The sequence below is a fragment of the Chitinophagales bacterium genome (genome assembly GCA_020636495.1).
Classification (GTDB): Bacteria; Bacteroidota; Bacteroidia; order Chitinophagales; family Chitinophagaceae; genus UBA5543.
Map to the genome: position 1 here is coordinate 3,049,528 of JACJXQ010000008.1, position 25,553 is coordinate 3,075,080.

The 25,553-nt window shown below is 41.3% G+C and carries 26 protein-coding genes; 6 read left to right on the forward strand and 20 right to left on the reverse strand.

Features of this window, described 5'->3' with window-relative positions:
• Positions 1–48: 48 nt before the first annotated feature.
• Positions 49–1,110, forward strand: coding sequence for a methyltransferase domain-containing protein (locus tag H6550_13605; protein MCB9047163.1), 1,062 nt, complete (start codon positions 49–51; stop codon positions 1,108–1,110).
• A 427-nt stretch (positions 1,111–1,537) separates the two neighbouring features.
• Here H6550_13605 and H6550_13610 read toward each other — a convergent pair whose 3' ends face one another.
• From H6550_13610 to H6550_13655, 10 genes are all read right to left on the reverse strand, one after another.
• Positions 1,538–1,747 (reverse strand): hypothetical protein, encoded by a 210-nt coding sequence (locus tag H6550_13610; GenBank protein ID MCB9047164.1) that lies wholly within the window; start codon positions 1,745–1,747, stop codon positions 1,538–1,540.
• Complete coding sequence (locus tag H6550_13615; protein ID MCB9047165.1) at positions 1,734–1,985, reverse strand: hypothetical protein; 252 nt, start codon at positions 1,983–1,985, stop codon at positions 1,734–1,736. Before H6550_13615 ends, H6550_13610 begins: the two co-directional genes overlap by 14 nt.
• Before the next feature lie 90 nt (positions 1,986–2,075).
• A complete protein-coding gene (locus H6550_13620) occupies positions 2,076–3,602 on the reverse strand; it encodes a hypothetical protein (GenBank protein MCB9047166.1) in 1,527 nt (508 codons plus the stop codon).
• 7 nt (positions 3,603–3,609) lie between these two features.
• The gene (locus tag H6550_13625; protein MCB9047167.1) at positions 3,610–4,152 is read right to left on the reverse strand and encodes a hypothetical protein; all 543 of its coding nucleotides are present in this window, start codon (positions 4,150–4,152) and stop codon (positions 3,610–3,612) included.
• Between the two features lie 3 nt (positions 4,153–4,155).
• Entirely contained in the window at positions 4,156–4,701 is a 546-nt protein-coding gene (locus H6550_13630) for a hypothetical protein (GenBank protein ID MCB9047168.1), read from the reverse strand.
• On the reverse strand, positions 4,682–4,846 hold the full coding sequence (locus H6550_13635) for a hypothetical protein (GenBank protein MCB9047169.1): 165 nt from the start codon (positions 4,844–4,846) through the stop codon (positions 4,682–4,684). The genes H6550_13630 and H6550_13635 overlap by 20 nt, the downstream gene beginning before the upstream one ends.
• The gene (locus H6550_13640; GenBank protein MCB9047170.1) at positions 4,843–5,226 is read right to left on the reverse strand and encodes a hypothetical protein; all 384 of its coding nucleotides are present in this window, start codon (positions 5,224–5,226) and stop codon (positions 4,843–4,845) included. The genes H6550_13635 and H6550_13640 overlap by 4 nt, the downstream gene beginning before the upstream one ends.
• 21 nt (positions 5,227–5,247) lie before the next feature.
• Entirely contained in the window at positions 5,248–6,228 is a 981-nt protein-coding gene (locus H6550_13645) for a hypothetical protein (GenBank protein ID MCB9047171.1), read from the reverse strand.
• A gap of 76 nt (positions 6,229–6,304) precedes the next feature.
• Positions 6,305–7,636, reverse strand: coding sequence for a hypothetical protein (locus H6550_13650; GenBank protein ID MCB9047172.1), 1,332 nt, complete (start codon positions 7,634–7,636; stop codon positions 6,305–6,307).
• Positions 7,637–7,783: 147 nt separating this feature from the next.
• The gene (locus tag H6550_13655; protein ID MCB9047173.1) at positions 7,784–8,593 is read right to left on the reverse strand and encodes a hypothetical protein; all 810 of its coding nucleotides are present in this window, start codon (positions 8,591–8,593) and stop codon (positions 7,784–7,786) included.
• Positions 8,594–9,306: 713 nt separating this feature from the next.
• On the opposite strand from H6550_13655, the gene H6550_13660 reads away from it, so the two are divergent.
• Positions 9,307–10,812, forward strand: coding sequence for a T9SS type A sorting domain-containing protein (locus tag H6550_13660; protein ID MCB9047174.1), 1,506 nt, complete (start codon positions 9,307–9,309; stop codon positions 10,810–10,812).
• A 79-nt stretch (positions 10,813–10,891) separates the two neighbouring features.
• On the opposite strand, the gene H6550_13665 is transcribed toward H6550_13660, so the two are convergent.
• Positions 10,892–12,277 carry a T9SS type A sorting domain-containing protein gene (locus H6550_13665; protein MCB9047175.1) on the reverse strand — a complete coding sequence of 462 codons (1,386 nt, stop codon included), beginning with the start codon at positions 12,275–12,277 and terminating at the stop codon, positions 10,892–10,894.
• Positions 12,278–12,677: 400 nt separating this feature from the next.
• On the opposite strand from H6550_13665, the gene H6550_13670 reads away from it, so the two are divergent.
• Positions 12,678–13,202 carry a hypothetical protein gene (locus H6550_13670; GenBank protein MCB9047176.1) on the forward strand — a complete coding sequence of 175 codons (525 nt, stop codon included), beginning with the start codon at positions 12,678–12,680 and terminating at the stop codon, positions 13,200–13,202.
• Between the two features lie 54 nt (positions 13,203–13,256).
• Here H6550_13670 and H6550_13675 read toward each other — a convergent pair whose 3' ends face one another.
• Together H6550_13675 and H6550_13680 are read right to left on the reverse strand one after the other, a co-directional pair.
• On the reverse strand, positions 13,257–14,462 hold the full coding sequence (locus H6550_13675; protein ID MCB9047177.1) for a hypothetical protein: 1,206 nt from the start codon (positions 14,460–14,462) through the stop codon (positions 13,257–13,259).
• 42 nt (positions 14,463–14,504) lie between these two features.
• Entirely contained in the window at positions 14,505–14,771 is a 267-nt protein-coding gene (locus H6550_13680; protein ID MCB9047178.1) for a hypothetical protein, read from the reverse strand.
• 518 nt (positions 14,772–15,289) lie between these two features.
• Here H6550_13680 and H6550_13685 point away from each other — a divergent pair.
• Entirely contained in the window at positions 15,290–17,389 is a 2,100-nt protein-coding gene (locus H6550_13685) for a tetratricopeptide repeat protein (GenBank protein MCB9047179.1), read from the forward strand.
• Between the two features lie 253 nt (positions 17,390–17,642).
• Here the strand turns inward: H6550_13685 and ygiD are convergent, their stop codons facing one another.
• From ygiD to H6550_13700, 3 genes are all read right to left on the reverse strand, one after another.
• The gene (ygiD, locus tag H6550_13690) at positions 17,643–18,488 is read right to left on the reverse strand and encodes a 4,5-DOPA dioxygenase extradiol (protein ID MCB9047180.1); all 846 of its coding nucleotides are present in this window, start codon (positions 18,486–18,488) and stop codon (positions 17,643–17,645) included.
• A 124-nt stretch (positions 18,489–18,612) separates the two neighbouring features.
• A complete protein-coding gene (locus tag H6550_13695) occupies positions 18,613–19,482 on the reverse strand; it encodes a peptidoglycan-binding protein (GenBank protein ID MCB9047181.1) in 870 nt (289 codons plus the stop codon).
• Between the two features lie 11 nt (positions 19,483–19,493).
• Positions 19,494–20,477 (reverse strand): hypothetical protein, encoded by a 984-nt coding sequence (locus tag H6550_13700; GenBank protein ID MCB9047182.1) that lies wholly within the window; start codon positions 20,475–20,477, stop codon positions 19,494–19,496.
• A gap of 130 nt (positions 20,478–20,607) precedes the next feature.
• Here H6550_13700 and H6550_13705 point away from each other — a divergent pair, with 130 nt between their 5' ends.
• Entirely contained in the window at positions 20,608–21,150 is a 543-nt protein-coding gene (locus H6550_13705; protein ID MCB9047183.1) for a hypothetical protein, read from the forward strand.
• 56 nt (positions 21,151–21,206) lie between these two features.
• Here the strand turns inward: H6550_13705 and H6550_13710 are convergent, their stop codons facing one another.
• Positions 21,207–21,770, reverse strand: coding sequence for a hypothetical protein (locus H6550_13710; GenBank protein MCB9047184.1), 564 nt, complete (start codon positions 21,768–21,770; stop codon positions 21,207–21,209).
• A gap of 217 nt (positions 21,771–21,987) precedes the next feature.
• Complete coding sequence (locus H6550_13715) at positions 21,988–22,551, reverse strand: hypothetical protein (GenBank protein MCB9047185.1); 564 nt, start codon at positions 22,549–22,551, stop codon at positions 21,988–21,990.
• A 202-nt stretch (positions 22,552–22,753) separates the two neighbouring features.
• On the opposite strand from H6550_13715, the gene H6550_13720 reads away from it, so the two are divergent.
• Positions 22,754–23,800: a nucleoid-associated protein gene (locus tag H6550_13720; protein ID MCB9047186.1), complete on the forward strand. Its 1,047-nt coding sequence runs from the start codon at positions 22,754–22,756 to the stop codon at positions 23,798–23,800.
• Between the two features lie 55 nt (positions 23,801–23,855).
• Here H6550_13720 and H6550_13725 read toward each other — a convergent pair whose 3' ends face one another.
• Positions 23,856–24,416 (reverse strand): hypothetical protein, encoded by a 561-nt coding sequence (locus tag H6550_13725; GenBank protein MCB9047187.1) that lies wholly within the window; start codon positions 24,414–24,416, stop codon positions 23,856–23,858.
• 280 nt (positions 24,417–24,696) lie between these two features.
• Positions 24,697–25,410 (reverse strand): hypothetical protein, encoded by a 714-nt coding sequence (locus H6550_13730; GenBank protein MCB9047188.1) that lies wholly within the window; start codon positions 25,408–25,410, stop codon positions 24,697–24,699.
• Positions 25,411–25,553: the final 143 nt, after the last annotated feature.

Sequence of the window (25,553 nt, forward strand, 5' to 3'; positions counted from 1 at the left end):
TGCATAATATCTAGAAAAACAAACTCCAATTAGCCATAAAATCTAAGAATGCAGGACAACGAAATAATTGCTAAAAACAGAGAAAAGATTTATGAAAAGTTGCAATACAATCCGCAACCTAGTGACTACAACTCTACTATTCCATGGCTGGTTCAACAACAAATATCCGCAACAAATGGAATACATTATGGAGATAGAATCGGAAAACTAAAAGAATATCCTATATATGAATTACCAGTCCCCAATAGCAATAATGGTGGCATTTTTCTGGATATTGGATGTGGTTGGGGACGATGGCTGATTGCAGGTAGTAACAAAGGATATATTCCAATAGGAATAGACCTAAGGTTAGAATTCTGTGAAACTTCAAGAAAGGTTTTACAAGACCTTAATAAGACAGGCTATACAGTAGTTGCAGATTTAGAAAACATACCCTTTAAAAATAACGTATTTAATCTTATTTGGTCATTCAGCGTTATTCAACATACACATTACAGAAGGTTAACAAACTGTCTTCAACACATTAATAGACTTCTTACAAATGATGGTTATACACGTCTAGAGTTCCCAAATAAGCTTGGAATACGCAACAGAATATCGAATGTAAAAAACAGTGAACTTGTTAAAGATGACTATAATAGCTGGTGCGTAAGGTATTATACGCCAGCAGAATATAAAGAAATATTCAATGCCTACTTAGATAATTTTTCTTATAAAAACCACAGCTTTCTAGGTATTGGGGTACTTAAGGAAGATTTAAAGTACGTATCACCCAAAAATAAAATTTTGTGTAGCGCTTCTCTGATAGGCTCGTTTTTGACGGAAGTTATTCCTGGATTAAAACAATATTCTGATAGCATTTATGTTACTGCTAATAAAAAAGCGGAAAATGTAACTCTAAATGAGGCAGTAGGTTCTTTCATGAAGTTACACAGGCAAAACCCAACAGATAATCTAAATATCATTCCGCTGCTACGTTGCCCTAAATATGGCTGCGATATTGAACTCAGTGAAGATAAAACTAAAGCAATTTCAAAAGAGGGAGGCATATATTACCCTATCGAAAATGGCATTCCAATCATGATAGAGTCAGAACACAGAATGTTGTAAGCGCAAAACCTTTCTAATCCATGTTATACTTAAATATTTCAATAGCACTTCCTTTGGACAACAGCACTTTGATAGCATGTTTTACACTACCAAAATGCCATTAGTATCAATAATTAATTAATTTTGGTATCAAATTCAATTGAACACACAGTATGTACAAAGACACACTTATAAAATTCACACCAATACTCATAACACTTCTAGTAATAATAACTCTTGGTATAAAGTATTATAAAATACCAAAAATTAAGAACAAAAATTCTATACGTATTATTTTTACGTCTTTTTTATTCCATGATAAGCAAACACTAAAAAACACTTTCCATAAACAACTAAAAGAATACTATAAAAGAAATAAAAATTTAAACATATTTTTTTACGTCTCATTATTTATTCTTTTGACAGTCTACCTCCTCATGATAGCAGTCTAATTATGTATGATCAACTCTAACCTTTCCACCCTCTTAGTCAACAGTTTTATTTCCAGCTTCTGTACAGCCAGTTCTGTTTTAAAACCATAATACACGCTCAGAACAGTTGATACACTTATTGCAGTGCAAAGCACAAGTGCCCAGATCACCCTCAGGTTAATACCTTTAAGATGCCGGTCTATAATACTAAGTTCATGCTGTGTCATTGTCCCCGGTCTTTTGTTCTCCCGTAAATATGACAGCTAACGCCAGAAAGAGCTGTAATGTATCAAGTAAATAATCTGCCCAGGCCTTTACAATCTGGTGCATTGCATGATCGATGCCCGGCAAGCCGTTTACAATGTTGTCCTTGGCAACAACCAGTAAGGTCAATACTGAAGCAGCATTGATCATCCACTTCGGTGCGTGCTCATTAATCTGTCCTGATCCGAATTTTAGTTTCATGGTAATTTGTTTAAACTGATCAAAATGATGATAGTGTTGTTCTTTTCCAACCTGTTGTTGTTTTCAGGTACAGGTAATTATCATCCCACGCTATATCGCCTGTATTCCCATTCGTGTCTGATTTGACACAGGAGTATACGATCTGCGGATGCGCAACTGGTCATACCCATTAGTTCCGTCGATATCTATCATTGATGTCGGAGCCGAATTATTTGAGAATCTGCCGGTCTCTCCCTTTATATACCACCTATCCACCAGGGCCTGTAATGCAGTACCTGATATAGTGGCTTGGGTTGTAGCAAAAATGACATCTTGTGGTAATGCTGCGCCTGTACTTTTGCCCGCTGCAAGACGTAGCACACCTCCCTGTATATTACTGTCAACTCCTGCACCTGAACCATTGATAGTTACATTACTGCCTATTTTGGTAGCTTGTCCACTTCGCGGACCCGTACCGAAATAAACATCGTTGAATCCACAACTACTACCGTTATATCGTGACTGAGCTAGTATCAACTGGTTATCTGCAGTAGTCACCTGGTTGTACCCCATAATTGCACAAAAATGATGCAATACCTGATTACCTGCTCCTATAATAGAAGTACCTTCTGAAACGGAGTTTGGCAAATAATTGATCACATTATTAGCACCAAACACTTGCGCATATGCGTCTGCACCTAAAACAGAGTTGTATGAACCAACCACTGTAGAATAATAATTTGCTGCAACAGCGTCATTGTAAAAACCAAGATTCAATATATACTGCTTATTATTGTTGCTGCCGCTCAGGTTATACCCTATCTTTATATTCATTGGCTCATAACCACTATTATAGCTGCCAATGCTCATGCCCTTACCTGCTGATACACTGGAATAGATATTCATACCCGCTGAGTTATTATCAAAATACAGTCCATTGTTAAGTGTTGTTTCCTGGGTAAACCTTGCCGTACCATTTACATTGAATTTATACCCGGCATCAGTTGCTGAAGCAATACTCACGTTCCCGTTTGCAAAAATGCTCATACGCGATGTATTATTAGTCAGAATATCCAATTTATGGCCATCTTTGATCCCCAATGAGACATCTACTCCAAAACTATTACCGCCTGAAGCAAAATAATTATCCGTTAGAAATGATCTTGTTGCCAATGTGCCGGCGGTATCGCTGAAGGGGATTCTTCCGGCAGCAATGCTGTCAACATAATTATACGTGGCAATAAAACGGTCTCGTGCTGTATCGCTCTTCAATGCTGTTGTGCTAAGGTCCGGCAGGTTGTTTGTAATGAGTTGTTTTATCAATGATGTATCCTTATAGGTCATGTATCTTACTCGATCTGTGCCATCAAAATGATACAAAACCGAATCGGCGAGATCATAAACGTACAGTCCCCTTGCTGAAGTATTGATACTGTCTAACAATACTTTGGGAAATAAGACGCCCCTGTCTGTTGTATCTGTACCCATTTGCAGCCAGGCAGAGTTATCAGAAAAAGCCCGGTTATTCTGCCCCAGCGACAACGAGCCGGCAATATAATATCGTTGCATCAAAACACCGGTTTGGGCGTGTGCTGTTTGTAATGTCAATATCAGCAATGTTATAATAATTGTTCTCATGGTTATGCTATTTAAAATAAATGATCGTTATTTTCTGCCCCTCCATAAGAGGAGTATTAAATGTAATGGTCGTATCAGGTTGTGAGAAAATATATGCCTCGTCGCCCGCTCCTTCCTGCCTGATGGCACCTTCTATAAAAACCACTACCTGCTTAGCATTGGTTAGCTGAACATAACTGGCTTCGGCTTGTCCTTCAGTGGCCACAAATTCTATTTTGCCGGTAGTAAAAGGTACTCCATCTCCAACTACAGCCGGGCATACATAGTCAGTACCAGGCAGTATGGGTATGGTTTTGGCACAGTAATTTGTATCATTCAGAATAGTGTTGTCAGGCTTATACAGTTTGAAGGTATAATTATAGTCTTCATTCAGTACGGCAGGCACTACTATATTCTCGCCCTGTGTTGCTGTGAACTGGATGTATTGATAAGCTCCGTTGAATGTGGTCATAAAAGCCCAGGTGCCCGTATCTGTTGCTGTTACAGGCAATATAACAGCGATGCTGCAAACGGGTATCTCTCCCAGGTTAACCAGGTTGGTTGTACTCATGGTTTAATAATTAAAAGGTTCTTTAATACAATTTCCGGGAATAAACATCTTTGAAACGCTTAGCGAAAGCCTGACTATTGTTTCGTCTGTTAGTCTTTGCAGTGTGGCATTTATGTCTTCCATTGGCATGCCGTACAACTCACTTGCAACTACCTGCTCTCTGTTCCACGTACTGGTTACCGGCAATATATTCAGCGGCTCATACATCATCACTGTGTTGCGCAGGTTTTCTATCAGCCTGTATGCATCGGCATTATTCACAATGGCCACCAGGTGCACGCTCATAGTATCAAGGCACGATATGTTTTGTGCGCCATTATCTGTCACACGCTCCTGTTCTTTTGCTTCATATTTCGACCAGGTATCATTCCGCAAATAGAAATAATTACCTAAGCCATCAGCAAACATAATACGGCGCATATCTTTCCCGTCCTTTATCAATATGGCATCAGTTGTATCATCCTTAAAAGCATTTGCAAAGCCTGTAGAGAAGTACTTATTATGCTCCAGTATATGGTCTCTCAGGTATTCAAAATCTTCGTTTTGCATGGTTGGTGTTTTTAGTTTTTGTAAATCTTTTCTTTTTCAGCTGCTTATTTGCAAATGTGTTTTTACCGCCTGTTTGAGCAACCTTTTCCCTACGGTTCTTTTCTGCCAGAGCTTCAAGAAACAGCCTGTATTCTTCCAGTGTCATGACCTGTAGAGTTTGGTAATGAAATACAATGCCATATTTGTTCCTACGGCTATATAGCAGAGGTACCAGGTAAAATTGATGACCAATATTCCAATCGATGTCTCAACGTTCATGGTTACCCAGCAACCAACAGCCTCTCTCATAAAGAACAGGTATATCCAAAACCCGGTGAACGTTACCAGATGACTGAAACACAATTCACACATACCTCCTGCCTTCACCAAAAATTCTTTGCCTTGCATATCCCATGCATGCAACCTGTTCTGCCAGTTCAGCAATTTGTCCAGCCATTGTCCGGGCTGAATACTGATGTATAATATCTTCGCTATGCAGGCATTAGCTACCCATGCCACAATCGTGTATAATAAAAATGTTATCATGTTGCTTTGATTTATAGTTTATCAAACGTTTGTCACCCACCTGATGCCGTTACACAAAAGGCAGTCATCGTTAAATTGTTTTAGTATGCCCGGCATCGCTCCGATAAATGTTTGCCATTTATCACGATATTGATCTTCCAGGTCTGCCAGGTAGTTCTTTGTCTCTTCCCTGCCATACACCACCCAGTTGTTCAGGCGATTGGTGCGCAAATGTTCTTCAAGAAGTAGCACCCGGCTTTTCAGCCATACTATCTCTCCTACGTATGTTTGTGCCATGTCGCACAGCAGTTGTCCGTATTCGCAGCCACAGCTAAACTCAAGATTGATGCCGAACCCCTCTTTGCTGGTTATCTCTTTAGTATCATACCAGCCTTTTGTGTAACCACAATCATTAGGCATTCTCCCATTACACCCTGTAAAGCATGTCAGATAGCTACTGCATACGGATACATTTGTCCCGTCCAACAGCACACGAGCAAATGTGCCCTTCAGTTCATACTCTATATTGAATGTATTCACCTTATTTGCCTCCAGGTCAATATTATAAGTACTGACAATTCCCCCTGAGTGGTCGTCATATATTTTCAGTTCCACACCTTCAGCATTTGCCAGTGCATACACCTGCACATTGTGTATCACGAGTTTTCTCAGCTTTCCCCTTATCTTACTATTTTTGTATAGCACTACCCCCCTTTCTTTAGTTTCTTCGGGGTAAGTAATGTTTGTTTTGAATTCGCCTGTGGTGTACTGCTTGACAGAAAGGTCAGGTATTACTTTATTTGCCGCCATAACACTCATCAGGTCATTACGTACCAGAATCAACGCCTGCACTACTTTTTTCTTTGCCAGGTTCAGGCCTGATACGTATTCCTCATTGGCAATGTTTGCCAGGTTCTTTGCCGATATTTCGGGGGCGTCCATCAGGTCAAGCCCACTCAGGGATTCTACCTGTTCACCTGCGCAAACATCCCGTACTGAAATAATATTCTGTAATTGGTTCATGTTGATAGTTCTTTAAATATTTAAGGATTAAAGCTCCCCCGCGCTACTGTACGGGGGGGCTTTCATGGTGGGATAATTAAGGGGCTGTTGCGAAGGAAATATCAGTAGCATCATTTACTTTTCCTGTAATAGCACTATATCCTGTATAAGTGATCTTGGTAGTATCAATGGCGAACATATAACCTGTAATACTTGCATTGAACAAGTCTTTCAGTTCGCCCGCATCGGCAACCGTCTGATTAGGATAAGAGGTCTGGCCGGCTACTGTCAGTTTGTTTACATACAGCGGGAATGTCACCTCACCAGATGTGTCCCATTCATAAGTATCGCTGGATGCTCCTGTCAAAGGTGTTCCTCCTGTAGGGCACTCAAATATTACCGGAGCACATGTCGTATAGTGGAACACACCATTCACGCCGGGGATGTTACATACTGCAGGGGGCATAAAAAATATATCCCACTCCAGTTTCCATTGGAACGTCCAACGGTAGTTACACTTATCGTAATTCACGTCCAGGTCCCAAAGCAAACCTGTAATAGGGTCTGCAAGTACACCTTGTATATAGTCAGTACCTCCACGTTGATATATTGTATCAATTGCATCAATATTCTGAAGGTCTGTTGCGAATATTCCGGCATTTTTACTGAAACTGACAAACTTCAGCATCTGCGGATCGAACGTCAGGATATGTTCCGTATCCGTATCAGCATACGCATCATTTATCAAGCTATCGTAATAAGCATTGCTGCGACCAATACGGCTTATATTCTGTCCCTGATCATTCACACCGCCTACTTCTACGGCTTTGCGCCAGTGAAAAACATCAGTACCACCTACAATGAACGGATTTGAAAATCCTGCGTCACGATAAGTGCGTTCTATTTCCCACAGACCTACAGGGTTGACATTGCCTGTTGTTTTATCCATAAAAGGCAACATACGGGCCTCGTTACCGTCAGGCAACAAGCCTGTAGCTGCTACGAGTAATCCTGCAGCCTCAACTGCGAGTTTGCGTCTTACTGCCGGTAATGCTGCATTAATAGCCGCCCTGGCATGATCACTGAATGTATAATTACCATCCACATAACGAACATCATCCCTATTCAATTGATATACAGCAGATGCAGTAGTTCGTGATATCTCAAAAAACACCTGTTTCGGCTCAACGACAATTCCCGGGTCGCAGATACTTTCCGTACCCGTACCATCATCGGTACATACGGGCGGGTAATAATTGATCTTAAGTTGACGTTTTTTTCCTGCTTCAGCTTGCAGGTCAGTCTCGTTTATGGTGGTATTAAATTGTCTTGCTGCCAGCAATGCTGATAAAACCTCGTAAGGCTGTCCTTGCTTAGCGTACTGCAAAATACTTTTCTGGGTTGCCTGCATGGCATTCTTAAAGCTCATGGCTTATATAGTTAATAGAGTTAAAAAATTATTGCATCGCTTCAGGCGCGAACTTGAAAATAGCCTGTAACGTATTGTTTACAGTAGCCGCGTCCGGCTGCGGAATAATTTGAAATAGTAGTGGAGTAAAAGCGAGATACCGACACACTAGCCTTCAGCCCAGGCCTCAATAGCATTCATGCCGGGCTGATCCGTATCGGTTGTGTTTAATACAGGCCATGGCTCAGTGCCAATATCCGATGGCAATATGTGACGTGTATCACGCATAAGGATACCTGTCCGTTCTGCCCACTCGCGGGCAAAGTCTTCGTCTGTGACAGGTTTGTTATCACCTACCATAGCAGGCTGACCTTCTTTAAAAAGTTCCAGTCTACCGCTGGATTCATTATAACGCACCTCGTATACTTTTTGCATTTTATACTTCAACATTTCGGCTTGCTCATCTATATCTCCTCCTTTTCTAGGTAGCTGCTGTATAATGCTCACACACCGTGATGTAATGTCTTTTTGCCTGTATTTATCACTTTCGGCAGCCAATTCCTCCTGGTGTTGCGCTTTCAGGCTTTCTATCTGCTCTTCATAATCCTGCACAGTAGCTTCCAGGAGTGTCTGCTTTTCAGCTTCAGTCTGGTTATACCTGCTATCGATAGCGCCTTTGCATTTCGACAGCATCTGCTCAAGGCTCAGGTCTTCCAGCTCTTTTCTCGGAATGGAGAATACCCTGTGTGCGGCACTTCGTAAAGCACCAAGATAACGCGCAGTAAATGCTGACTCTGCTGCGGACTTAACTTCTTCGGTCAATATCGGCTTCAGGTCTTTTGACAACACATCATTGATATTGATAATTACAGACTGAATGTCAGCATCTTTATCTGCAGTCTGCTCATCCTCCACAACTGATACACCTGCGGTGAGCTGCGAAAGTAATTTGTTGGCTTGTTCTATTGAGAGTTTCATATTGATGGTGATTGTTTATGGTAATTGTGTTTTTTATAATAGTGTATTTCAACTTGTTCCCGTAAATACGTTTATACTTATTCTCGGGATAAAAGAATGCTTCAGACCTGTCCTCATTACTACCGTCGTTTAGCGGGATTATGTATACATAACCGGGAGGTATCTTCAATTGGCTTTCATCAGTATCTTGAATATAGGCACTTGAAACGTACAAGGGCTTTAATTTACCTGGTGGTGCTTTATTATCTTCATCGGTGATCATAATTATTTGATTTTAAATTCTTTGGGATATTTACCAGATAACAACAAAGCCGTTTTTCTCGCGAGTGTCATTATTCTCCCTGTACGAAAGTTTTGGATTGTGGTCTTAATTGTGCTTATTTTCGAAATATCTGCACAGTGCTGAACTTTAACAGGCTTCATTTCTCCTACCGGCTCAGGTTGATTGTACCGGGGAAAGGTAAATGACGGCACTTTATTTTCGTACAAAGGTTCCATAGAGATTGTTTACAATAGCAAATATACAACTTTAATTTAAATAACAAAATTTATTTCTAAAATTGTTTTGTTGCATAATATAAATAAACTAAATGCAAGGTTTTTCTAAAGATTAATAAGCCATTAAGATGTTAGAGATGTAATGACCCGGCTTTTTTTACCAAGTTAACATTGCTTAATTTTAGATACATTTATCACTTTAGAAACTATAACTCATGAGATATGCATTCCTTGTGTTATTCCTGACAATTTGTGTTGCTGCATCTTCGCAACCTTACCTGGATTCATTCAACATCAACACAAATAGTAGCTATAACAACAGTTCTTTCCCACGTAACCTATATGGTTATGGCAACACCCTGTACTTCAGCGCAAATGACAGTGTACATGGATATGAGCTATGGGCATTTTTCTCCAACACTACAGCCCCTATGCGTCTTACAGACATACAACCAGGTACAAAAAGTTCAGTATTGCTAAACATCAGGCAATTAGCTGCCATAAAAGGATCTATATATTTTGTTGCAACAGATAGTGCGCATGGTAATGAATTATGGTATATAAATGATAATACTCCACCTACAATGGCAGCAGATATATATACTGGAACATACGGATCTAACCCTACATATCTCACCGTATTGAATGATGACCTGTATTTTGCTGCTTTCTCTAAAGAGTATGGCTCCGAGATGTGGGTTATTAACACTAATATGAAAACTCCGAAGAGAATAACTGATGTCAACCCTGATAGTCTCGGAAGCGTTGTAAGAGAGATTGCTGCTTTCAACAACAAAATATATTTCCAGGCCTTTACACCGGCTACCGGGTCGGAATTATATGAATATGACCCCGTACAGGATAAGACAATGTTGGTAGCAGATATTTATGTTGGCAATGCTGGCAGTAGTCCTGCTAACATCACTGTACTTGACAATAAAATATATTTTAGTGCACGAGAGGATCAATATGGTACCGAACTATATGAATATGACGGAACTAATCCTCCTAAAAGACTAACAGACCTTAATCCCGGGTTAGGCAGCGGAGTATACCCAAGCGCCAATATGGCTGTATTAAATAGTAAGCTCTATTTTAATGGATACGATGCAAACAGCAGTTCCTATCAATTATTTCAATTCGACCCAACGAATAATAATACCTCAATGGTATATGCAATAAACCCGTCCGGTGCTGCCACCCCAAATGATTTTGCGGTTTATGACAATAAGCTATTTTTCAGTGCATATGAAACTACTGCCGGTATTGAATTGTGGATGTACGATGGAAGCAACAATCCTGTAAGAATAACTGATATAATGCCCGGCAGTACTAGCAGCCTTATAGATAATGTTACAGCGACGGGATTAGGCCTATATTTCTCAGCCAGGGGTAGTGATGTTGGCACCGAGCTATTCCGCTACTCAAATTATGCCCTCGGTGTACAAAATGTACAATTTGACGGAGGAGTTACTCTATACCCCAATCCCGCTAAAAGCAATGTCTACCTGGACATAACTTTAAACAAAAGTCAAACATTGAACACAACTGTAACAGATATTAACGGCAGAGTTGTTCACCAATCTGGTAATATTTTGTATGGTGCATCGCAATACATCATTGAAATACCTTTAAATGAGCTGCCTGCTGGCAGCTACATATACCAACTCAAGAGTAATACGGGGAGTATAATGGCGACCGGAAGATTTCAAAAACTGTAGCCTATTTATCTTGAAAAAATTTGGTCCTGCCGGCAAATGCCGGCAGGACCTTTTCATATATACCCCTACTTATGAAAAACTATTGTTTAACTATTTTCACCACTTCGCCATTTTCAAATCGGATCAGGTACACACCGGCTGCATATGCAGACACATCTACCAAGTTAGTTATCTCCCTGTTATAGAGCACTCGTCCGTTCATATCCGTTATTATCATCCTTTGTCCCTGCAAAGTAGCCGGATACTTAATATTTACGTTACTGCCAGTTACTGTCGGGTATACTTTTATCTGTTCGTCAGCAACAACCTGTTCTATACCTAAAGGGATCAGCGTAAGGCTGTCATTTACAAACGGATCTGACCACTTGGGATTGGTGTATACATCCGTTCCGGTAAGTGTTCTGATGAAAGCAACCAGGTTGGCTTTCTCTTGTGTCGTAAGTCTTAATCTTTGCAGATTCCCGCCAGGCCTCAGTTTAGGATCAAGGGTCGGGTTATCCTGCGGGATAGAATCATAATGGTTGATCACATCCAGCAATGTGTTTAGCCCGTTTTGTCCCGCAGTATGCATAAAGCCACCGTATGCGTTGCCATTCATATCTACCACGTCCCTTAATGAAGGGGCTTTGGTATTTGTCAGATCAGTAGTTGTAGTAAAAGACCCCGTCACACCGTTGTTCCTCGAAACAGGTGCAATATCAAATTCGGGGGCTCCATGACAACCAGCACAACCTGCACCTCCGGCAACACGTATACCATTAGCGTCAAACTGGGGTGCTGCCATAAATAACTGTTTTCCCTGGTTCTCCTGCTGAGTAAAATTCTGGAATGGCCCATTAGGGTTACCTGTCAGTGCTATGCCAGCATCATATTTTGAGTCAAAAGATTGTATACTCCTGATAAACTGAGCTAAAGCTCGCTGCATCCTGTTTTCTGTGATATTTGCATCCCCATATACCCAGGTAAATAATTGAGGATAGTACCAGGTGTTATTCATTTTTGTTATCAGGTCAGCTAATGCCGGATCTCCATTCTGGCCGCTATACCCCATTTCCGTATGGTCCTGAATAGGCATTGTTGTCTGTTGCTCTAATGTCAGTGCCCTTTCATCCCAGAAAAAATGGGTTTCATTCGCAAAACGTGCATTCACTAGTCTCATAGCATGCCTGCCAGTAGTTCCGTTCACACCTGCGCTGGCACTGGCAGTATCGCTGAACGCAAGACTTTGTTTATGACAACTGGCACAAGCAACTGTATTGTTGACAGACAGCTTTTTATCATAAAAGAGCACACGGCCTAGTGTTGCGCCCTTATCGCTGATCGTATTGTTCAGTGGTGTATTATCCTTGGCTATATAAGCCGGTATAGACTGGTTGGCGTAATTTTCCGGGGTACCCAGGTCTATTGATGCTGATATAGCAATTGATGCTACAGCAGGCAAAATGATAAGATGTATCCTTTTCATAGAAGTACTTATAAAAGTTGATTACAGCAAAGGGCAATTATTACGACCGGAATAAAAAACCAAAGTTTAATATGTAGTCAAAATACCTTTTCACCCTTTATGACGACACTAGTAGGCATTTCCTTCGCAACCAGGCCTTCTTACTAATTTTTCGGACCATAACTTTTATGTAGATTTTAATCTACAGGATTGATTACAGATATTACTTTTACCGCGAAAACAATAATTTTTCTAAAGTTGAATAAATAACAGCCTCTGATTTCAGGGGCTGTTATGTTTTTTAAACACATATAAGTAATTGATTACCAACAACAAAAATTAAAAACCCACAAATCTATCTTGTTTGCACTCCTTATTGATGTAACAATTACCTTTAACCTACCTCAAACATCTACATATTATGAATAATAAATTACATATTCTGATTATTGCAGGAGGGATATTTTTTCTGAACGCATGTATTCCGGATGCCACCGTAAATCCCGATCCTGAACCGGTTCAAACAACCGATCTGGGATCGTGGACATTGGACGGAACAACCAATAATGTAGAATATTCATCTCGTTCTGATATCGGAGACTTCCACCTTACAGCTGAAAGCGCTCCGCCCGACCCTAAAACCAGCAGTATTAACCGCTGTGACATATACTACGATGGCGGACTGCCCAAAACCATGGACTATGCTATCGTAAACTCAAGAGATAGCTTTGGTACCGTGAGCAAATATGTATTCATCGAAGTAAGTGAACTTCTATCCGGCTCATTATACCGGAGTATGAATGAGCCCACCAGTAAAGCCACATTTGTACTCAGCGATGATGGCAGGATAACCGCCAGGGTACAGGATATAAAACTTGTAAAATATTATGGCAAAGGGAAAGACACGGTTTCATTTTCTTGTGAGATAACAGAACGTAAAAACTAACATTTTTTTCGAGGGTCACGAATAACAAGGGGAGCTAAACAGCCCCCCTCTTTGTTATTTGGTACTCATATCCAATGATATATCTTTCATTGCTTTCAGCCCCATCAGTTCCATGTATTGCATTGCGTTGTTACCATTATTACCTGCACTACCTGATTGGTATAGAGGTACAAGGTTACCTTTAAATTGAGCAAATGCATTCCATTTCATTTCTTCAGCTTTCAGCCAGGTATCCAGCTTTTGCTTCAGTGCACCGTCAGCCTGCATTACCAGGCGCTTTTTGGCGGCTTCACCCTCACCTTCCAATATCATTTGGCGTTTGCGCAATTCGGCTGTTTTCACATCCTCTTCGGCCACCTTACGACGCATCTCGGCTTGTGTCACCTCTTTTGCGGCTATCACCTCTTGATCCCACTTAGCTTCGGCGGCTTTCGCCTCACCTTCTTTCTCAACAGTCAAAGCTCTTTGTTCCGCTTCTTTGGATTTTGCCATTGCGGTTTGCACCTCCATGGTTGCACGACGCTGTGCTTCTATTTGCGCTTCCACTTTATCATCATACTTGATGCCTTCTATCGAAAGGTTGCTCAAAGTGATACCATAGCTTTTCAGCGGAGACACTTCTTGCCTTAGTGTAAGACCTTTTACTGTATCATATTGTATCTCTACAATGGTGATGGTCTTTTCTTGTCCCGAAATAGGGTCAACTGCCTTCACGTCTTTTTGTATGGTTTGATACACACCTTTGGCTGCTTGGTCTTCTATCAATTGTATCAGATAGCTACGCTTTTCAGCGTAAGACTCTTTGGAGCTCATCAGCGGGCCCGTCATGTAGATGGACTTTTTGATGTTGGTCTCTATCAAATCGTTTTCCAACGCTTCCTGAGAACCGTAGATACTATGCAATTCGATGATCTTATCATCGCTCAACGGCATTTTGTAACGCACCGAACCACTGATGGTGGCTGTACCCGCATCATTCCACCTTACGCTGATGGAGCGGTCATCTTTACCGGAGGTGTTGAACCAGAACTGTGCGGACTTATGATAATGTGTGGCTTTACCGAACCACTGTCCCACCCATCCCGGCTCTTTGTACACGGAGAGCTTACCTGTTATCGGTGCTTGTATCACCACAATTTGTCCCGCATCCACATCTTCAAACAAACCGCCTATTGAGAATGTTAACACTATCAATGTGATGCCTAAAACGGCACCGATTATTTTTTTACGTAAAGAAATTCTTCCGATACTATTTCTCATTTTTTTACTAGTTATTCTATTTAAAAATCTTGTTATTAATAATTATACATCTGTTTCTTTGTCCAGCTTTTTCAGCTTTTGCCGCTGTCTGCTGATCTTATCTTTCACATGTTTGTACTGCTTTGTCGCATCTTGTGCCTGGTCGTACAGGTCCTCATCTTTGGCGGGAATAATGATATCATCCCTGCTGCCTTTTTTGAAATACCAGAAAAACTCAAGTTTGTCTGTAAACATAGGCAGTACTATCTGTGTTACGATCGTGATGAGCAATAGTGCAATCAGCACGATCAGTATCATTGCTCTTAGCATAACTGATCAAGTTTTGTAAGGTTAAGAAAATACAAGGCAGGGTACTGCACTACATGTGCTGCACTACGTTTCAGGAACCTATGCGCCGGGCAAAAAGTGCGCCTTTACACTCCCGGTACTCGGGGCATTTAATCCTGGTTTCAAGAAATAACAAGAGGTGATCGACTTCAGATCAAAGCCGCTGTATTCTGTAGGAGATCCAAAAAATTATGGAGGTTTCATCGTTTAATTGCTATGCATGCAAGATAACAAATATCTTTCATTCTAACAAATTAACACCATAGTTATCATCGTAATATATAAAGGATAGAAGGTTCATTTTAAAGATTTAACTCATGGAAGACTATATAATTTATGTAATTACATTAATTTTACCCCATAAAGCGTCATGACAATTCCATGACAATCAGCCGGTATCATTTATTTAAGAGCAAAACAAACAACATCTGGAACAGGTAAAAAGACAAATACTCAGACCTACAATACAAATAATATTTTTCACTCAACTATTGATTCTGTTGAGCATTACATCCTATGGTAGTGTAATAGATAGCCTGAAACATGTACTAAGCAGCCACGGCTCCCACGATACTACTAAGGTGAGCCTGATGTTACACATAAGTGTACAATACCAGAACATTAGTGCTGATTCTCAAAAAAAATATGCTGAAGACGCATATACGCTTGCTCAACAACTGGGTGATGCATATATATTGAGTCGGTCACTTAACCAGATGGGGGCCGTTTTTTTTAACAATGGCAAATACGATAGCTCGATATATTATTATCAACAAGCGATCGATGTCTGCGATGCAAACGGTATGGAGGACCAAAAGGTCTACGGCTATACAAACATAGGTAATGTGTACATGCGACTGGCCGACTACATAAGGGCACTGGCATACTATGATACAGGTTTAACATATGCTGAAAAATATGATGACAACCGATCACGAGGAAGGATATTAAGCAATATCGGATCTATTTATTATGATCAGGGTGCCTATTCAAAAGCTTTGAATAATTTTCTTGAAGGACTGGAGATACACGAAGAAATGGACAATCAGCATGATATTGCTCTCTCGGTCCTAAACTTGAGTAATGTATACTACCGCTTAAAAGATTACCCCAAAGCCAAACAATACATTGCCCGTGCAATGGATATGGCAAAAAAAACAACCGACAAGTGGTCTGTAATCTCATGCCATACCACCTATGCAAGCATATTCAATGAAGAAAAAAAATACGACTCATCACTGCTCTGCCTGCAAGAAGCACTGGCTTTATCTTTAGATATCAATCAACCATATGTTACCAATCTTTTGAAAGGCAACATCGCAGAATGCTACCTGCATATGGGGCGACTGGACAGCGCTTATGTCCTGTATAAAGAGTCTATAAAGGTTTCAGAAAAATTGAAGGATATAGAGGGGATTGCTATTGCCAAAGGAGGTGTCGGACAGGTATTGGTAAAAAAAGGGCAGAAAGAATTAGGGCTAAGATATATTGAAGAGGGGCTGGCGTTGATGGAAGAAGCCGGCATGAAACAGCAGGCATTGGAATTGGCAGAGATATTGGCTACTACCCATGAAGAAATGGGTAATTACAAAAATGCGCTTAAGTATACTAAGTTAAAAGAAGCTTATGAAGATTCTCTCTCGCTTGATAAAGCAAAAAAAGAAGCAAGTAGCCTGCAGTTTGAATATGAACTGGCAAAAAAAGAAGCACAGATAACCCTGCTCGAAAAGAATAATGCGTTGGAAGCGGGGAAAACAAAGCTTAACCGCATGTTGCTGGCAGCTGCACTTGTTGGCATGTTACTGGCGAGTATTATTGCATTCCAGTTTTTCAGAAACTTGAAACGTGCACGTATTACCAATGAACTGATATTGAAACAAAAACAGGAAATAGAATCGCAGGCACGAAAACTTGAGGTACTGAACAATTTTAAAGATACTACTTTCTCGGTTTTATCGCACGACCTGCGTAGCCCCATCAACGCACTCACCGGAACAATGTCTATGCTTGATGAGGGTATCATCACCCCGGGAGAATTTGCGTTATATAAACAGGAATTAAATAATAAGCTCCAATCAGTGACCCTGATGCTGGACAACTTGTTGCAGTGGGCAAAAATGCAGATGAAAGGTGAACACACGCTAGATCTGGAAAAAATAAATATTCGCAGAAAAACGTTGAAAGCATTTGCGGTATTAAAAGATGCTGCTGATCAGAAAAATATTAAACTGGTTGCGGAGGTACCTGAAAATCTATATGCTATGGCAGATAAGAACCAGGCAGAAATGGTGATGCGTAATCTTGTTTCAAACGCCATAAAATTCACTCCGGTAAACGGTACAGTTACCGTTGCAGCAGAAAAGAATGGTTCTATGGCTGCTATTAAGGTAATTGATACTGGTGTGGGGATGACCAAGGAACAAATAGATAAGCTATTTGACGGGACACCTAACCAAAGTACTCAGGGTACAGGTGGAGAAAAAGGTACCGGAATCGGCTTGCAATTGTCCTACAACTTTGTTCGTAACAATGGTGGCAACATTGTCGTAGAGAGTGAACCGGGCAGAGGAACTACGTTCCTGCTTACACTACCAGCCTAACAGAAAATCTTAAAAGAAGTAAAGGCCCCTATTCGGGGCCCGGAAGCTTGGTCGGATGTGATGATTTTGTGCAGCTGTTTGGATGTGATGATCTTTGGAGCTACCGGGTTATTTTTCTTCTCTTATCCCCGGATTTGTTGATACAAACTTACAACCCCTTAACACTTATGCGAAAAATATCACATCCGTTAACTCTCTGTTTGCAATCTATTAACGAGTGATTAACATAAGTAAAGCCACAACAAATTGACGATCAGGTTATTTTAACACTTGTCATAGTAAGCGAGCCCGCCAGTGCCTTGTCGTTAAAAAAGGTTGCTGATTCATTTTTTCTTTGCAAAGCAAGTACGTACAACAATGGGTAATAATGGTCAGGCGTTGGTATAGCCAGCTTGGCTGACTTACTCAGCTTTTCATATTCTATCAAAGCTCGATGGTCACCATTACCAATCTTCTCTTTAAAAATGGTGTTCATCTCGTGTGCCCAGTCAAAACCATACTCTTCATTTATCCTGTTGAAGTCTCCACCGGGCAGCGCCATCATACCCAGATTGTGCACCATGTTGCCACTGGCCAGTATCAGCACGCCTTTTTTACGCAAAGCCTGTAATTGTTTTGCAAGGTCATAATGATATTGCGGCTCCTTATAATAATCTATACTCAATTGTATCATGGGTATGTTGGCGTCAGGATACATTTGTCGTACCACGCTCCATGCGCCATGATCAAGCCCCCAGTCATGATCCATACCCACATTAGTACTTGTAATGAGTTTTGCCGTTTCGGCTGCCACTGCAGGACTACCCGGTGCCGGGTACTCTACATCAAACAAAGCTTCAGGGAAACCACCAAAGTCATGTATGGTTTTTGGGTGCTCCATGGCTGTAACATGGGTACCACGCGTCAGCCAGTGTGCTGATACTATCAGCACTGCTTTGGGTACCGGTATCTCACCAGCCATTTTCTTCCACCTGCGCGAGAATTCATTATCTTCAATTGCGTTCATAGGCGAACCGTGCCCTACAAACAATACAGGCATATACTCCTCCTGCTCTTTCAGCTCATCTGTAAATCTTTTGAATCCTGATAGTGTACTCATAGCCGCGGCTCCCGCCAATAATGTGATAAAATCTTTCCTTTTCATCGGAATTAATACTTATCACAAAGTTCATCATAATTATTGACAGCTACTATCACACTAAACTATAGCATCATAAATGTACCTACATTAATAGTTTATTCCACGTCTGCCGGTCTACAATCCCGTTGCCTGTCAGTCCGTTAGCTTGTTGAAATTTTACAACGGCTGTTTCTGTATTCTTACCAAAATATCCGTCTGGCTCGTCGGCTATAAAACCCTTTGTTTTCAGTACGTCCTGCATATCATATACTACGTATGACCGTGGGAATCCATTCATAACTGTAAACCCGGGCAGTGTACTATTCAGCATCTCTAACAGCGAACCATTAAATACATCCTGGTCCAGGTGCGCATAAGGATCGTTACCCGTTCCGTTCTCACCGAAATGCGTTTGCCAGAAAGTGGCACTACTCCACGGTTTGGGTATAGCTCCTTTACCATTCAGGTTTACGATCCACGCCATATGCTGTTTAAAGTACTCATTATCTACATTGCTACACTGTGGAAAAACATAGGTATTCCAGAAGTTAACTGCAGTGTAGATAATAGGCTGAACATTAAGTGCGTGTTCTACAGCCGTCATAAATGCTTTGATCTGGGTAAGTCTTTTAGCAGGTGTTAATTGGCTCCACTGCTCCCCCTTACTTGATTGAGCCCACTCTATATCTACAACTGGAGGAAAAACTCCAACCCTGCTTACTTTTTTATATTGACTTATGAAATTATCTGCTTGTTGCAGGGGATCTGAAAAAGGCCTCAGGAAATGATAGGCACCACATATCAACCCCGCATCCCGGCTTAGTTGCCAGTTGCTGGCAAACTGTCCGTCCTGTATCGTGGCTCCTTCTGATGCTTTAATAAAGTTGAAGTATAACCTGTTCTTCCAGGACATATCGCGCAACACCTGCGCATTTATTGTATTATGATGTGATATATCTAATCCATTCAGCATAACGATATGGTTTATTGTTCAAAATCTGTTGTGTTCCTCTCTACCTCCTCCTCTTGTGGAGCCACTGTATTACCTCCTGCTACCCTGTTAACAGTACTGTCAGCACCCGGTTGTTGTTTAAGACTTCTGTTTGGTGTAACACCATTTTCTGTAGCCTTTATACCCAGATAAGTAGCAGAACTGATACCTAACAAGGCTAATTGCCATTCCGAAAAGTCAATAAAAGGATATTTGCGTGCTGCAAAGTTCATTGCGAAAAAGCTAACGAAACCTATCCCGAATACAACGTTGAATATCAAAGACTGAAACCTGTGTACGCAAAGCCCGGAACCATCTGTCAACAGATCTCTGAAGAAAGAGCGCTGAGATGAAGCTTCATCTTGTTTTCTGCTCCCCATAGCAACATTATTATCCTGAAGGTCTTTCTGGTCCAATATCCTTCCGCCAAGGTGAACGGTAGCACCCAAGCCTAACAGGGTAATACAAGTAATATTGAATGGTAAAAGGTCCCATGTTTTGATAAAGAAAAGGACAAAACACACTACTATGATCATTGTCCACCAATACAGTTGAGAACGGGAATAACTGTACGGCCTTTCCACCACCGGCAATGGAGCACCGCTCGCGTCTGTACCATGATCACGCAGCATTGCTGTTTTTAACACCACGTAAAAGGAAATGATCACAATAGTCAACACAAGTAATGACATAATAAACGGATGAATGGTCCAGGGCTTACCACCTATCCTCCATTCATTTTTGTATATCGTACCCAACGGATCGGCCTTAGCCCGTGCTACTGCGGATGAATCATAATAAGTATCAATAGCTGCTGCTGCTTTCAGTGCTGCAATGCTATCATACATACGCTGCAGAGAGTCTGACATTACCGCGGTTCTGTTGTACAACTCCCGTAAGCTATCAGATGTATCTGCCTTAGTACTAATATTGAATAAACACAGTAAGAACATGCATATGAGGGTGATCTTTTTCATAGTTTAGTTTTGAAAATGAGCTTTCAACAAAGTTTAAAAATTAAAATCAATTTTCATACGTGAAAAACACCCTGTTTAAACTGATTATAAATTCACACCCCGCATTTATTATCTTCGATAAAATGTTATTATGAAAAAGCTGTTTTTCTTATTGACCTTATTGGCAAATGCCTTTAGCCTATACGCGCAATCATACCTTTCCCCTACTCCTGTCGACGAGGGTTCTTACGAACTAACCAGCAGCATTTCCGGCACATGGAAGATCGAAAAATACCACAACGCCGGACAGGCCTACACTATAATGGCAGACCCAAATAAAAAAGGACAGTTACATATTGTGCATGGGTTTGGTACTATGACGCCGGCAATCGTCAGTAAAGTAAATAACAACCTGTTTCTTAGCCTCTACGAAGTTGGCGGGCCGGAACAGCCTGAAGGCTTTTATATCTTTTTGCTTGAGATGTTAAGTGAAACCAATGTCAGGTTGGTACCATTGAGATACGACCTGCAGATACCGGAAGGTCAGACATTGGCACAGTACCTATCGCAACCCGGGCTCGACCTGCAAAGCATTTTACAACCTCATGCAATTAACCTGGCCAATAAGTATTTTACAGTAAAACGCCCGTTAGACACTACAGGTCGCAAGATCAATATCGTAAGTAAGAAATAAAAAAACCTCCCGTAAAAGAACGGGAGGAAATCAACCAGTGTACTAAAAAAAACAACTTATTCCTGGGTAGCGGTATATACAACATTCATGCTGTAGGTGCCCGCAGGCAGGTTGAAACCCGGGGTGCATTTGTATACCACCGAAAAAGTCTGGTTACCACCATTACTGCCGTCTACCAACAGGTCCTGGTTGCTATGCGATAATGAAGCAAAATTTGATGTGCTGAAGGGCGCTTTTACACTACCACCGGTATTATTGGCTGTCACTTTCAGCCATAGCGCATCTGTAGGCATGTCATTCAGAGACTGATTGCCATTACCTTCGTACGCAAAGGTATTGGCATCGCACCTTACGGCTACTTTAAATGTTCTGTTGGAACGTACCCTCAATTGTTGACTGGCTGATGTAACCCCATTGGTATAATCATTCGGGGTCTTAAAACTCATAATCGCATCCTGGCCAGAACCGTCACCTGTTGTCATGTAAGAGATATCAATACCATTGCTCAATGCAAGTACCGCTGCATGGTTTGCACCACTGCTGCTGTTAGCTTCGTTTTGAGCTATCACTGCTGTATATACCAGCATGCAAAGCGGAATGAGCATTAAGATCTTCTTCATAAGTGTGGCAATTGTTATCGGTTTGTTTCCGGTTTGTTGTCCGTTTGTTAACACAAATATAGTCGTCGAAAAAACCGCTGGCATTTTTCACCGGCTTGTTAACTACCCGTTTACAAGTCGTTAACGAGCCATTAACAAACCACACTTATGTCACTGACACAAAAAAGCCCCTGCGGTTGTTCCGCAAGGGCTTAAAATCGATATTAACGATGAAAAATTATTCCTGGGTAGCAGTGTACACTACGTCAACCGCGTAAGTACCTGCAGGGTAAGCGAAACCTGGAGTAGCTTTATACTTTACACTGAAAGTCTGGTTGCCACCACGGTCAGCCGCTGTGATCAGGTCCTGGTTAGAAGCTGTCAGCGTAGAGTAAGCAGTTGAAGAGAACGGGCTGGCTATTGAACCACCTGTACCGTTGGCTGTTACTTTTACTGCCAGAACACCACTTACTGGCATTGTTGGAGCCGGGGTAGTGTTACCTGTGTATGAGAAGTTTGTAGCGTTAGCTTTAACAGCTACTGAGAAATTCTTGTTAGAACGTACTTTCAGTTCCTGTGCATCACTTTCAACACCGTTAGCGTAGTCGTTAACTGTTGTGAAAGGGATAGTCACGTCAGCACCTGTTGCAGAGCTGTTACCTGTGAAAGTGATCTCGATCGCGTTGCTCAGAGACAGTTGAACTGTTTGAGAAGCAGAAGAAGACTGGTTAGCCTGGTTTTGAGCATTAGCTGCGAAACCGATTGAAGTAAGGAACGATGCGAATAATACTATCTTTTTCATTTTGTTTGTTGTTTGATTGTTTTTGTTTGTTTTGTTTGTTCGTTGTTTTGTTGATACAAAGATGCGATGTCCAACTACATTGGAGAAATTTTCGCCCCCGGTTAACGGTGGGTTAGCAAGCGGGTAACCACCCGTTAACAAATGCCCGACACTATGATTATGGGGCGTATTCCTTTACTTTTGCCCATAAACACAAGAAACATTGAGAGCAGACTTTTCAGATACAGTTATAGACGGCCTTGCTACCCACTACGTAGGCAACAAACACTCGGATGACACATTTTTCTATGCGGAAGAACTGGTTGCGATTGAGGATAATGAACTGGAGGAACAATTGCTTCATTACTTCACGGCACCTTTCAGGGATATTGAAGAGTATTACAGGTTCCACCATGAAAGTGATATAAACCTGAACACCGTCATGCACTTTGCGCAAAAAGTATTTGAAGACCCCGCCACACTCCTTGAACACTCCGTAAATATCGCCAAACACCTGTACGAGATATCAGATTCACCCAACATTAAAAGCGGTGAGCTGCACATAACCTATCTCTCAGGTATTCATATGAATGGCCAAAGCATTGAGGCCATCGGAATATATAAAACAGAGCACAGGGATGTATTCATTAACCTGGACAAAAAATTCTCTGGTTATCAGATCAATATGCAGGAAGGCATACATGTTGACAAAATGGATAAAGGGTGTATCATATATAATACAAATGACGGCATTATATTGTCTGCTATAGACAAGACCAATAAAAAGAACGAGGCTCAGTACTGGAAAGATAAATTCCTGAAAATAATAGCTACTGCTGATGAATACCATTATACCACCGACTATCTCACGGCAACCAAAGAATTCATTACCAAACAGATACCCCAGGAATATGAGGTAACCAAAGCCCAGCAGGTCGACTACTTGAACAAGTCCATTAATTTTTTTAAAAACAACAACGAATTTGACGAACGAGCCTTTGCCAGCGAAGTATTTGAAGACAAGGAACTCATCAATTCTTTTTCCAGCTATAAAAGAGATTATGAACAACAATATGAAAAGGAACTGGGCACTGACTTTGCGATATCAGAATATGCTGTTAAGAGGTCAGCCCGGGTGTTCAAAAGCGTCATCAAGCTGGACAAGAACTTTCACGTTTATGTTCATGGCGACCGAGACCTGATAGAAAAAGGTTACGACGAGGCAGTCGGCAAGCATTATTACAAAATATACTTTGACAATGAAACATAAGAAAGGAGCCTTACGGGGCTCCTTTCTTTTTTAATTATTACGAGAGAGACAAAACTTATTCCTGAGTAGCAGTGTACACTACGTCAACCGCGTAAGTACCTGCAGGGTAAGCGAAACCTGGAGTAGCTTTATACTTTACACTGAAAGTCTGGTTGCCACCACGGTCAGCTGCTGTGATCAGGTCCTGGTTAGAAGCTGTCAGCGTAGAGTAAGCAGTTGAAGAGAACGGGCTGGCTATAGAACCACCTGTACCGTTAGCTGTTACTTTTACTGCCAGAACACCACTTACTGGCATAGTAGGAGCCGGGGTAGTGTTACCTGTGTATGAGAAGTTTGTAGCGTTAGCTTTAACAGCTACTGAGAAATTCTTGTTAGAACGTACTTTCAGTTCCTGTGCATCACTTTCAACACCGTTAGCGTAGTCGTTAACTGTTGTGAAAGGGATAGTAACGTCAGCACCGGTAGCAGAGCTGTTACCTGTAAAAGTGATCTCGATTGCGTTGCTCAGTACCAGGTTGGTAGTTTGAGAAGCAGAAGAGGTTTGGTTAGCCTGGTTTTGAGCGTTAGCTGCGAAACCGATTGAAGCGAAAACTGCGATTGCGATGATCTTTTTCATAATTGTTGTTTTTGTTTGTTTTAGTTTGGTTGTTTGTTTAAAAATGTTTGTTGTTTGTGTTTGTCGTTATTGACGATACAAAGATGCGACGCCGGTACACATTGGAGAAATATTTAAGCCCGGTTAACCATGTGTTTGCAACCCGCTAACGAGCCGTTAACAAATAAGATCCGGTGCAAAAATGCCGTAACACTGCTATTATCAAGCATATCCAGGCACTCTTAAATGTCAAAAGGAGCCTTACGGGGCTCCTTTTGAATATTGCATTGTTGAATTATTATTATTCCTGGGTAGCTGTGTACACTACGTCTACTGCGTAAGTACCTGCAGGGTATGCGAAACCAGGGGTAGCTTTATACTTTACACTGAAAGTCTGGTTGCCACCACGGTCAGCTGCTGTGATCAGGTCCTGGTTAGAAGCTGTCAGCGTAGAGTAAGCAGTTGAAGAGAACGGGCTGGCTATGGAACCACCTGTACCGTTAGCTGTTACTTTTACTGCCAGAACACCACTTACAGGCATAGTTGGAGCCGGGGTAGTGTTACCTGTATATGAGAAGTTAGTAGCGTTAGCTTTAACAGCTACTGAGAAATTCTTATTAGAACGTACTTTCAGTTCCTGTGCATCACTCTCAACACCGTTAGCGTAGTCATTAACGGTTGAGAAGGGGATAGTTACATCAGCCCCCATTGAAGAACCATTTCCTGTAAAGGTGATCTCTAAAGCATTAGAAAGAGATAGGTTAGTGCTCTGTGTTGCAGCATCAGCTTCTCCTGAACCCGAGCTACTTCCACCGCTAACATTATTACCACTATTGCCATTGTTACCATTACCTTGTCCAAAGGCGTTACCGTTGCCATTTTGGCCCCAGTTATTGCCTGAGCTGTTGTTCTGGCTGTTACCCCAGCCATTTCCGTTACCATGATGCCCATTCTGAGCAAAGGCTATGGTGCCTGCCGAGAGCATTAGTAGTGTGATGATCGTGATCTTTTTCATTGTCGTTTGTCTTTTTAAGGTTACCACCGGTACGGTGTTTGTTGCTGTTTGCGATACAAATATGACCCGACAAATGACTCTGAAACGAATTACACGCTCTGCTTAACGCTCTATTTGCATCCTGTTAACTGGCAATTAACAAA